Raw genomic sequence first — 8,233 nt, 5'->3', positions numbered from 1 at the left:
CTCTTAATCAGCGGGTCCTTGGTTCGAGCCCAAGTGCGTCCACCAGTTTTTTCAACGGCCCCGCAGCGATGCGGGGCCGTTGTGCATTGGGACATGGTACACGGGGTCGCTCCCCCAACCATGGCCCCCAGACGGAAGACGATATGGCCGGATACAAGACCCCCGATTTCAGTCAGCGCGCCGCCGCGTCGCGCGATGCCAAGGCGAGCGCGCTCGAAAAGCTGCGCAACAAGGCAGCCCCGGATCCCGAGGCGGTCGCCGCCCGCGCCGCCGCGCGCGCCGCGCGCGAGGCCGCCGAGGCCGAGCGCCGCGAGGCGCACAAGGCCGCGATCGCCGCCGAAAAGGCCGCGCGCGAGGAAGCCCGCGAGAAGGCTCGCGAGGAGGCCGAGGCCGCCGCTGCGGCCGCCGCCGCCGCCAAGCGCCCGCCCGCGGTGCCCACCGCCGCCGAGCTGAAGGCGGCGCGCGATGCGCGCTATGCCGCGCGCAAGGCGCGTCAGGGCAAGTAAATGACCCCGCGTGAGCTGCTGGGCGTGGCCGACGTGCCCGGCGGCGATCCGCTGCGCCTGTTCCGGCGCGGGCGGGATTTCATGATCGTGCTCGACCGCAACGAGTTGATGAGCACGCGGATGAACGGGTCGGAAATCGCGCTGGGCACGATGGCGTGCGACCGGCTGGCCGGGCGCCCGGCCCCGCATCTGCTGATCGGCGGCTATGGCATGGGGTTCACGCTGCGCGCGGTGCTGGAGCGGATCGACCGCGCCGGTCGCGTGACCGTGGCCGAACTGGTACCCGGCATCATCGAATGGGCGCGCGGGCCGATGGCGGAGCTGACCGCGGGCTGCCTCGACGATTCGCGCGTGACGCTGCGGATGGGCGACGTCGGTGATGCGATCCGTGCGGGCGCGCGCCAGTATGATGCGATCCTGCTGGACGTCGACAATGGGCCCGACGGGCTGACCCGCCCCGCCAACGACGGCCTCTATTCCGCGCGCGGGCTGGACGAGGCGCGCGCCGCGCTGCGCCCCGGCGGGGTGCTGGCGATCTGGTCAGCCGCCCCCGACCCCGCCTTCGCCCGCCGTCTGGCGCGCGGCGGCTTCACCGTTGACGAGGTCCGCACCCGCGCGCGCGACAACGGTAAGGGCGCGCACCACGTCATCTGGTTCGCCACGCCGCGGTAAATTGGGTTTTGGGGGGGCACGCGAAGACGCAAAGAAGTATCGTTCGTCCTCCGCGTAGCGGCTTCACCAGCGGCCTCGACGAGGGAAAATGACGCTTCGCGCCAACGCCCCCCCTTTTCGCGCCTTCGCGTGAATCAATCCGCCATCAACTCATACACCCCGCCCGGCTCCGCCGCGACGAAGCGCGCCGGGTTGATCCCCGCCGCCGCCAGCGCCGCCGCCAGCCCGTCGCGCGGCGCCTCGCGCGGCTCGTCGGTCAGCTGGAACGTGCCCCAGTGGATGCCCAGCGCGCGGCCGACGCCGGCGTCCGCGAAGATGCGCACCGCCTCTGCCGGATCGACATGCTGCGCGGCCATGAACCAGCGCGGTTCGTAGGCGCCGATCGGGATCAGCGCCGCATCGGGCGCGCCCAGCCGCTCGCGCACCGTGGTGAAGATCACGCCATCGCCATATCCGGTGTCGCCGACGAACCACAGGCTTCCCGCGGGGGTATGCAGGTAATGCCCGCCCCACAGCATCATCCGCGTGTCCGACGGCCAGCGGTTCGACCAGTGATACGCCGGGGTGATCGTCGTCGCGATCCCGTCGCCCAGCTCGATCCGCTGCCACCAGTCGCCCGCGACGCAGCGCGCGCCCGGCACCGCGGCGCGGACGATCGCGTCATTGCCCAGCGGCAGCGCCATCAGCGGCGCATCGCGTTCGTGCAGCCGGCGCAGCGTCGCGACGTCGCAATGGTCGTAATGGCCGTGGCTTAGCACGACGATATCGATCGGTGGCAGATCGTCGAACGCGATCCCCGGCGCCGTGACACGGCGCGGGCCGATGCGGCGGAACGGGCTGGCGCGATCCGACCAGACGGGATCGGTCAGGATGTTGATCCCCGCCGCCTGCACCAGCAGCGCGGCATGACCGACCATCGTCGCCCGCATGCCGTCATCGACGCGCCCCACCGGCCGCGCGGGCACCACCGGCACCGATCGCGGCCAGCGGGCGGCGCCCCCCGCCAGTTTCCAGCGCAGCACCGCGCCCAGCCCGGCGTCGGTGCGTCGCTGACCGGGATTGAAGAAGCGCGTGCCGTCGAAATGGTCGCTGACCGGGCCGGTGTAATAGGGATTGCGCGCCATGGCCGTGCGCCTACGCCCCGATCGCCGCCGCCGCCAGCCCGCGCACCTCGACCCGCGCCTTCAACCGCGCGGCGAGCAGCGCGGTGCCGCTGACCTTGCGCTGGACGAACAGCGTCTCGACCTGCGGCACATGCCAGGTCGCGCGGTCGGCGATCATCGCCTTCGCTTCCTCCCGTACCACCGGCACGAAGGCGCGGTCGCCGAAGTCGAACGGCCCCGGCCGGTTGAGGGCCACGTCGATCGCAGCGATGATCCTGTCGAGCGCGGCGCGATGCGCGCGCGCCGCCGCCGCGCCGATGAAGCCGGTGTCGACCGCCACGTCGCGGATGCGATCGGTATCGCGTGCCAGCCCCGCCTCGATCATCCGGCGATAGGCGGCGGCGGTATCCGCCGGCACGTCGCGCACCGCCCCGAAATCGAGCAGCACCAGCGCGCCCGTCTCGGGCTGCCAGCGGTAATTGGCGAAATTGGGATCGGTCTGCATCACGCCGAACTCGAACAATTCGCGCAACACCAATGTCACCAGCGCGGTCATCACCGCGTCGCGCGCTTCCTGCGGCGCATCGGCCAGCGTCTCCACCGCGCGCCCCTCGACGAAGGTCATCGCCAGCACGCGCGGGGTGGTCAGCTCCTCCGCCAGCTCCGGCACGACATAGCGCGCATCCCCCGCCAGCCGTTCGCGATAGCCGCGCAGCTGCGCGCCCTCGCGCACGTAATCCGCCTCGTCGCGCAGCTGCGTCTTCGCCTCGGCCAGCAGCGGCTTCAGGTCGATCGACGGCGGCAGCACGCCGGATAGGCGCAGCAGCGTCGCGACATTGTCGACATCGGCGTCGATACTGCCGGCGACGCCCGGATATTGCACCTTGATCGCCAGCACGCGCCCGTCCGGCAGCGTCGCGCGATGGACCTGCCCGATCGAGGCGGCGGCGATCGGCGATGCCTCGAAATGGCGGAAGCGGCGGCGCCAGTCGGCGCCCCATTCCTGGCGCAATACGCGGTCGAGCTGCGCGGGCGGCATCCGGTACGCCTGGTTGCGCAGCCGCGCGAGGATCGTGGACAGTTCGGGCGGCAGCATGTCGCCCGCGTCCATCGAGATCATCTGCCCCAGCTTCATCGCCGCGCCGCGCAGGTGCGACAGCCGGTCGGCGACGCGCGTGGCGTTGGCGGGGGTCAGCAGCAGGTCGCCCATCGACGGCCGTTCGCCCGCGGCCAGACGCCGCGCGCCTTCCGCCAGCATCCCGCCGGCGACGCCCCCGGCCAGCCGCCCGAACCCGCCCAGCCGCGCCAGCCGCCCGCTGGGGACGGCGCGGTGGCGGTGGGGCGGCGTATTGCGATCGTCGGTCATCCCCGCACAGCGCCGCAGCGCCTCCCCCGGTTCCTGCCTGCCTCACCGCGGCGCGGGTGGCGTCTCGCGCAGCTTCGCCGAATCGATGTGCCAGCGCAATTGCGCCGCGCTGGCGCCGTCGACGTCGTTCACCCGGCGCAGGACGTAGGTGCCGATGAACCGCTGCCGCCGCCCGTCCGCCAGCGTCGCATCGACCGTGACCGGGACGGGCTGGTACACCGATCCCGCCGCGCCATCGCCCCGCCCCGGCGTACCGATGGTGACGCGGACGGCGCGCGTATCGGCGAAGCCGCGCGTGAAGGCATCCAGCGTCTGGCCCGGTCGCCCGTTCTCGCCCCATTGCGCCCAAGCGGTGGCGTAATCGCGCGCGCCGATCGCATCATAATAGCGCCGCACCACCTCCGCCGCCGCCTGCGCACTCTTCGGATCGACCGTACATCCCGCCATCGGCGCGCCCTTCCCGTCGAACAGCGCGCAGCTGCGCGCGATCTCGTCGTCGATCAGCGCGCAGCTGTTGGCGGCGTTGCAGGGCGGATGCGTGGCGGGGGACACGTTGCGGCACGTCGCCACCTTCTGCGCCGCCGCCGCCGCGCCGATCTGCGCCCGGCAGGTCAGGATGCCCGTGGGCGCGGACGCCGGGCCTGCGCGCGCCGGCAGTGCGGTCGGCGTCGCCGCGGGCGCCGCCGGTGCGGGCGCTTCCCCGTTGGCGACCGCGACCGCCGGCGCGTCGCGCTGCCCGCAGGCGCAGAGCGCAAGGACGGGCAGCAGGGCGATGGCGGCGCGACGGGTGATCATAAGCGACTCTCCGGGACGATGCGATGCGGCGACAACGCACAGGGTAGCCGCGTCTATCCCGTTGCGACAGCGGCGCTTGTCATCCGCGACGCGGGGCGCGAGGATCGCCGGCCACGCCATCGGAGCTTCCTGTCATGCGTCGTCGTACCTTCATCGCCGCCCTGCCCGGCGCGGCCCTGCTTCCCGGTGTGGCCGGCGCGCAAGGGACCGCCGCCGCCCCGCCACGCGCGCCCGACGGCCCCGGCCAGGGCGGCGCCCCCGCCACCGACACCGCGCTGCCCCCGCGCTGGGTCGCCGGGGAGGACCGCTTCCTGCGCCCCGACGTATCGGCGGGCGACCGCCCGGTCGGCGCCAGCTTCGCCTCGCGCACCGCCGCCTATGGGATGAACGGCGCCGCCGGCACCGCGCACCCGCTGGCGACGCAGGCGGGGATCGACATCCTGCGCCGCGGCGGATCGGCGGTGGATGCGGCGATCGCGATCAATGCCTGCCTGGGGTTCCTTGAGCCGACGTCGAACGGGATCGGCGGCGATGCCTATGCGATGATCTGGGACCCGAAGGGGCGCAAGGTCGTCGGCCTCGCCGGATCGGGCGCTTCCCCGCGCGGGCTGAGCCTTGAGACGGTGCGCGCGCGCGCCCGCAACGGCGCGCTGCCGCCGCTGGGCGCGATCAGCGTGTCGGTGCCCGGCACGGTCGATGCGTGGTGGACGATGCACCAGCGATATGGCCGCCTGCCCTGGGCAAGCCTCCTCGAACCCGCGATCGCGCTGGCGGAGAACGGCGCGCCGGTGCCCGACATGATCGCTTATTACATCCGCCGCAGCATGGCGGCGTTCGCGCGGCCCGGCAACGGGATCGAGGAAACCGCCAACGCGCTGCGCACCTGGGGCATGGCGGACGGCAAGGGGCCGCGCGCCGGGCAGGTGTTCCGCAACCCCGACCTTGCCCGCACGCTGCGCGCGATCGCGACGGGCGGTCGCGATGCCTTCTACACCGGGGAGATCGCCGCGACGATCGACCGCTATTTCCGGCGCATCGGCGGGTGGCTGCGGCGCGAGGACCTCGCCGCGCACCGGTCCGAATGGGTCGAGCCGCACCAGACCGGCTATCGCGGCGCCGATATCCACGCGCTGGGCGCCAATACGCAGGGTATCGCCACGTTGCAGATGCTCAACATCCTCGAAACCTTCGACATGGGCGATGCCGGTTTCCAGTCGCCGCGCTCGATCCACCTCCAGGCGGAGGCCAAGCGGCTCGCCTATGAGGATCGCGCGCGCTTCTACGCCGACCCGCATTTTTCGAAGGTGCCGGTCGAATGGCTGATCTCCAAGGAATATGCGCGCCAGCGTGCGAAGCTGATCCGCACCGATCGCATCCTCACCCCCGTCTATCCGGGTCAGGCGCCGAGCCGCGGCGACACCACCTATTTCAGCTGCGCCGACAAGGACGGGATGATGGTGTCGATGATCCAGTCCAATTTCCGCGGCATGGGATCGGGGCTCGTCGCGGACGGGCTGGGCTTCATGTTCCAGGATCGCGGGCAGCTGTTCAGCCTGCGCGACGGGCATCCCAATATCTATGCCCCCGGCAAGCGGCCGTTCCAGACGATCATCCCCGGCTTCGCGACGCGCGACGGCGCACCGTGGATGAGCTTCGGCGTGATGGGCGGCGACATGCAGCCGCAGGGGCAGACCCAGATCGTCGTCAACCGCATCGACTATGGCCTGGAAATCCAGTCGGCGGGCGATGCCCCGCGCTGGCACCATGAAGGATCGTCGCAGTCGATGGGGGAGGATGCCGCGGGCCTTGGCCCCACCGGGCTGCTGCGGCTGGAAAGCGGGGTGCCGCGCGCGACGCGGGCGGCGCTGGCCGACTTGGGCTGGACGATCGGCAAGCCCGACGGCGGGTTCGGTCGCTACGAATGCGTCGAGCACCGCATGGACGGCGACACCCGCGTCTATGCCGCCGCCAGCGAGATGCGCGCCGACGGCTGCGCGCTGGCGTACTGACGATGCTGCCGTTCTGGCTGCTCGCCTCCGCCGCTACGGTCGCGGCCCCGATCACCGCCCCGCTGCCGCCGCTGCTGCCGTGGCATGGGGCGAGCGAAAAGCTGATCGTGCGCGACGACGATCCGTGGATCACCCCCGCCGAACGCACGCATTTCGACGATACGCCCAGCTATGACGCGACGCGCGCGTGGCTCGATCGGCTGGTCGCCGCCTCGCCGTTGCTGTCGATCGAACGGTTCGGCACCAGCGCGCAGGGGCGCCAGCTCTATTACGTCCGCGCCAGCAAGGGCGGCGCGCGCAAGCCGGTGCTGCTGGTACAGGCGGGCATCCATTCGGGCGAGATCGACGGGAAGGATGCCGGGCTGATGTTGCTGCGCGACATCGCGCTGCGCGGCAAGGACCGGCTGCTCGACCATGCCGACCTGGTGTTCGTCCCGATCTTCAACGCCGACGGCCACGAACGCGCCAGCCCGTGGAACCGCCCGAACCAGCGCGGCCCGCGGTCGATGGGGTGGCGCACCAACGCGCAGAATCTGAACCTCAACCGCGATTACGGGAAGGCCGACACGCCGGAGATGCGCGCGATGCTGGCGCTGATCCGCCGTGTCGATCCGGCGCTGTACCTTGACCTGCACGTCACCGACGGGGTCGATCATCAATATGACATCACCTACGCCTTCGCGGGCTGGCGCGGCTATTACGCCCATTCCCGCGCGATCGGGCGGTGGCTGGACACGCGATTGCGCCCCGCGATGGACGCCGCGCTGTCGCACGCGGGGCACAACCCGTTTTATTATGTCAGCCTGAAGGACGAGGACGACCCCGATGCCGGGATCGTGCAGGAGCCGGACCAACTGCGCTTCTCCACCGGCTATGGCGACACCGCGCACGTCCCCACGGTGCTGCTGGAGACGCATTCGCTCAAACCCTATCGCCAGCGCGTGCTGGGCACCTATGTCTTCGTCGAGGAGGCATTGCGGCTGGTCGGGGAACAGGGCGCCGCGCTGGCCGAGGCGATCGCCGCCGACCGCGCCGATCGCCCGCGCGAGCTGGTGGTGACGTGGAAGCCGGACCCGAAGCCGCTCTATACCGTCAGCTATCGCGGCGTCGCGCACGACACCTATCGCTCGGTCGCCGCCGGCGCGCCGGTCGTGCGCTGGCTGGGCAGACCGGTGACGCAGGTGATGCCGGTTTACGGATCGGTTCCCGACCTTTCGGTCACGCTGCCGCGCGCCTGGTGGGTGCCCGTTACCGCCACTGCGACGATCGAGCGGCTGAAGGCGCACGGCATCGCGATGGAGACGATCGCGGCGCCGCGCACGCTGTCGCTCGACATGGTGCGGCTGTCCGCGCCGGTCCTGCAACCCGCCAACGAAGGGCATGTGCCGCTCCGCGCCCGGTTCGCGCACGAACGGCGCAGCGAGGTGATGATGCCCGGATCGGTGCGGGTGCCCGCCGACCAGCCGCTCGGCCTGCTGGCGGCGACGCTGCTGGAGGCGGAAAGCCCCGATTCGTTGCTGCAATGGGGCTTCTTTCCCGAAATCCTCCAGCGCACCGAATATATGGAGGGTTATGCGATCGCGCCGCTGGCGGATGCGATGCTGGCGCGCGATCCGGCGCTGAAGGCGGCGTTCGACCGCGCGCTGGCGGACGATCGGGCGCTGGCCGCCGATCCGGCGAAGCGGCTGGCATGGTTCTATCGGCGCACGCCCTATTACGACGACCGCTATCTGCTCTATTCCGTCGGGCGGGAGGTCGGCGGGCCGTAGGGTCAGGACCCCA

Annotated in this window: 7 protein-coding genes; 4 read left to right on the top strand and 3 right to left on the bottom strand. The window is 71.5% G+C overall.

The window, feature by feature from the left end:
* Positions 1-143: 143 nt before the first annotated feature.
* Entirely contained in the window at positions 144-506 is a 363-nt protein-coding gene (locus tag COA17_RS17525) for a DUF6481 family protein (RefSeq protein WP_070321882.1), read from the top strand.
* Entirely contained in the window at positions 507-1,178 is a 672-nt protein-coding gene (locus tag COA17_RS17520; RefSeq protein WP_096614117.1) for a spermidine synthase, read from the top strand.
* A 134-nt stretch (positions 1,179-1,312) separates the two neighbouring features.
* Here COA17_RS17520 and COA17_RS17515 read toward each other — a convergent pair whose 3' ends face one another.
* The 3 genes from COA17_RS17515 to COA17_RS17505 are packed head-to-tail and all read right to left on the bottom strand — an operon-like array spanning position 1,313 to position 4,442.
* A complete protein-coding gene (locus COA17_RS17515; RefSeq protein WP_096614115.1) occupies positions 1,313-2,302 on the bottom strand; it encodes an MBL fold metallo-hydrolase in 990 nt (329 codons plus the stop codon).
* Between the two features lie 10 nt (positions 2,303-2,312).
* Positions 2,313-3,647 (bottom strand): ABC1 kinase family protein, encoded by a 1,335-nt coding sequence (locus tag COA17_RS17510; RefSeq protein ID WP_096614113.1) that lies wholly within the window; start codon positions 3,645-3,647, stop codon positions 2,313-2,315.
* A 42-nt stretch (positions 3,648-3,689) separates the two neighbouring features.
* Positions 3,690-4,442 carry an amidohydrolase family protein gene (locus COA17_RS17505; RefSeq protein ID WP_096614111.1) on the bottom strand — a complete coding sequence of 251 codons (753 nt, stop codon included), beginning with the start codon at positions 4,440-4,442 and terminating at the stop codon, positions 3,690-3,692.
* Between the two features lie 134 nt (positions 4,443-4,576).
* On the opposite strand from COA17_RS17505, the gene COA17_RS17500 reads away from it, so the two are divergent.
* Together COA17_RS17500 and COA17_RS17495 are read left to right on the top strand one after the other, a co-directional pair.
* Positions 4,577-6,451 (top strand): gamma-glutamyltransferase family protein, encoded by a 1,875-nt coding sequence (locus tag COA17_RS17500; RefSeq protein ID WP_096614109.1) that lies wholly within the window; start codon positions 4,577-4,579, stop codon positions 6,449-6,451.
* Between the two features lie 2 nt (positions 6,452-6,453).
* Complete coding sequence (locus tag COA17_RS17495) at positions 6,454-8,220, top strand: M14 family metallopeptidase (RefSeq protein ID WP_096614107.1); 1,767 nt, start codon at positions 6,454-6,456, stop codon at positions 8,218-8,220.
* The last annotated feature ends 13 nt before the right edge of the window (positions 8,221-8,233 follow it).

This window comes from Sphingomonas ginsenosidimutans (assembly GCF_002374835.1).
Lineage (GTDB): Bacteria > Pseudomonadota > Alphaproteobacteria > Sphingomonadales > Sphingomonadaceae > Sphingomonas > Sphingomonas ginsenosidimutans.
The sequence above is the reverse complement of the archived record's forward strand: the minus strand, read 5'-3'. Positions and strand labels throughout refer to the sequence as shown.

What these genes read in the sequence shown, in the direction of transcription:
- COA17_RS17525 (WP_070321882.1), top strand. Translation starts at nt 144, where the DNA reads ATGGCCGGATACAAGACCCCCGATTTCAGTCAGCGCGCCGCCGCGTCG.
- COA17_RS17520 (WP_096614117.1), top strand. Translation starts at nt 507, where the DNA reads ATGACCCCGCGTGAGCTGCTGGGCGTGGCCGACGTGCCCGGCGGCGAT.
- COA17_RS17515 (WP_096614115.1), bottom strand. Translation starts at nt 2,302, where the DNA reads ATGGCGCGCAATCCCTATTACACCGGCCCGGTCAGCGACCATTTCGAC.
- COA17_RS17510 (WP_096614113.1), bottom strand. Translation starts at nt 3,647, where the DNA reads ATGACCGACGATCGCAATACGCCGCCCCACCGCCACCGCGCCGTCCCC.
- COA17_RS17505 (WP_096614111.1), bottom strand. Translation starts at nt 4,442, where the DNA reads ATGATCACCCGTCGCGCCGCCATCGCCCTGCTGCCCGTCCTTGCGCTC.
- COA17_RS17500 (WP_096614109.1), top strand. Translation starts at nt 4,577, where the DNA reads ATGCGTCGTCGTACCTTCATCGCCGCCCTGCCCGGCGCGGCCCTGCTT.
- COA17_RS17495 (WP_096614107.1), top strand. Translation starts at nt 6,454, where the DNA reads ATGCTGCCGTTCTGGCTGCTCGCCTCCGCCGCTACGGTCGCGGCCCCG.